Here is a 1618-nt window from a genome sequence, read left to right on the forward strand (position 1 = left end):
GACCACCCGGATCACCGGCCTCGTCCAAGCCGTGCTCACACTGCATTTGGCCAGCTCAGACCGATGATGGAAAAGCCTCAGTGCGTTCTGCAGCAGCTTCGCGATTCCGTTACTGGTCAGAGAATCGACGTACCGTGCGACTGACTTGAATCCCAGAGGGAATGACAGTGCGGCGCAGAGGATGCATAGCGTTACTGACCGGAGGACCCTGTCGGACGGTGCCTTGACCAGCTGACTGATCTTCCAGCACATCGCAACGAGGAGGATTCCTCCGAGCAGCGAGGACAGCACCACGGCTACAACCACCCGAGTCTGTCACCCAGTGCGGAATTGATGCGTTGAGCCGATTGGTCATCCCCCGTCTTCGGGGTCACGCGGTTCAGTACGGAGGCCCATTCCAGGATGATGGTGGCGACCAGCTCGGCTTCCCGTTCCCGGTCATCGTCGTACGAGGTTCGTCGGAGCGCTCGCTTGATGACCTCGACGGACAGCTCCGGGGCCATCGACTGCCAGAATTCGTCGTCCATTTCGTCACTCTGGTGGCCTGCCAGGATGTGGCCGACCTCGTGCAGGATGATGTGATCCTGATGGGCCCTACTGGTTTCCCTCTGGTAGAAGATGTAGTCCGCCGATTTGCTCGCGATCCACACGCCGTAGGGTCCGGGAACAGGCAGAGGGTAGTCGATCAGTCGGATGGGGCGCCGCCTGTGCTCTCCCAATGCCTGGCAGAAGGCTGGTACACGAAGAGGTGGCCGGATTCCAAGGGAACGGAGAGTGTGCCTGCATCGGCGTCTCAGCTCTCGCTCTTTCAAGGCGTCTCTCCGCTCGCATTGCCAGGGTGCTACCCCATCTAACAGCGAGGCTCTGCAGGCAGCCAGAAGAGAATCAGTCAATCCCGGGGAAGGATTTCCCGTTCCGCCTGCTCCAAGCGATAGACGACATCGAGCAAGTCCATCACCTGCTTCCGATGCTCGGGTGACAACTGGCCGGCTCGCATGGCCATCAGTTTCACGTCGTTGCCCTTGGATGCCTAGTGGAGGCGGGCTTGCTCGGAGGCGAGGGCTTCCAGCTGTTCCGTGATCCGGTCTGCCGCTTCGTCCTCGACGAAGTAGGAAGTCGGCACGCCGAAGAATCCAGCCAATGCCTGAAGGTGCTTGAGTGTCGGGTTGTTCTTTCGCCCGTTGCGGAGCTGCCAGATGTAGCTCTGGGAGATGGAGACATCGGCAGTCGACTGCCGGATCGCGGCGGCGACGTACTCGTTGCTGTACTCGTGATGCGGATCGGGACGGACCGTTGCGAAAAGTTGGTTCAACCTGTCGGCCAGGCTCTGCCCTGCCTTGTCGCTCATGGCCCCTCCGGCCCTCACCGGTCTCCACCTGTGTCGACAACGATCGTGCCAGTTTCGCGACATGAGTTGAAGGGGGTAGGTCGTCAAGTTATGGTCCCCACACGCAGGTTCCACTGGTGTGCAGACCCCTCGCTCACTGGGTCTTCACCTGAGTTGAGGTAGTCGAGATGTCCACGACTCGCTCGTCAGTGAGGCTTTTCCATCATCGGTCTGAGCTGGCCAAATGCAGTGTGAGCACGGCTTGGACGAGGCCGGTGATCCGGGTGGTCG

The 1618-nt window shown here is 60.4% G+C and carries 3 protein-coding genes; all 3 read right to left on the reverse strand.

Going from position 1 to position 1618, the window contains the following annotated elements:
* Positions 1–296 precede the first annotated feature (296 nt).
* On the reverse strand, positions 297–650 hold the full coding sequence (locus ESG85_RS00215; protein WP_246094735.1) for a hypothetical protein: 354 nt from the start codon (positions 648–650) through the stop codon (positions 297–299).
* 239 nt (positions 651–889) lie between these two features.
* Positions 890–1012, reverse strand: a complete 123-nt coding sequence (locus ESG85_RS36525; RefSeq protein WP_281287925.1) for a hypothetical protein — start codon at positions 1010–1012, stop codon at positions 890–892.
* An 18-nt stretch (positions 1013–1030) separates the two neighbouring features.
* On the reverse strand, positions 1031–1348 hold the full coding sequence (locus tag ESG85_RS00220) for a helix-turn-helix domain-containing protein (RefSeq protein ID WP_246094736.1): 318 nt from the start codon (positions 1346–1348) through the stop codon (positions 1031–1033).
* Positions 1349–1618 lie beyond the last annotated feature (270 nt).

Source organism: Streptomyces roseicoloratus (genome assembly GCF_004117935.1).
GTDB classification, from domain to species: domain Bacteria; phylum Actinomycetota; class Actinomycetes; order Streptomycetales; family Streptomycetaceae; genus Streptomyces; species Streptomyces roseicoloratus.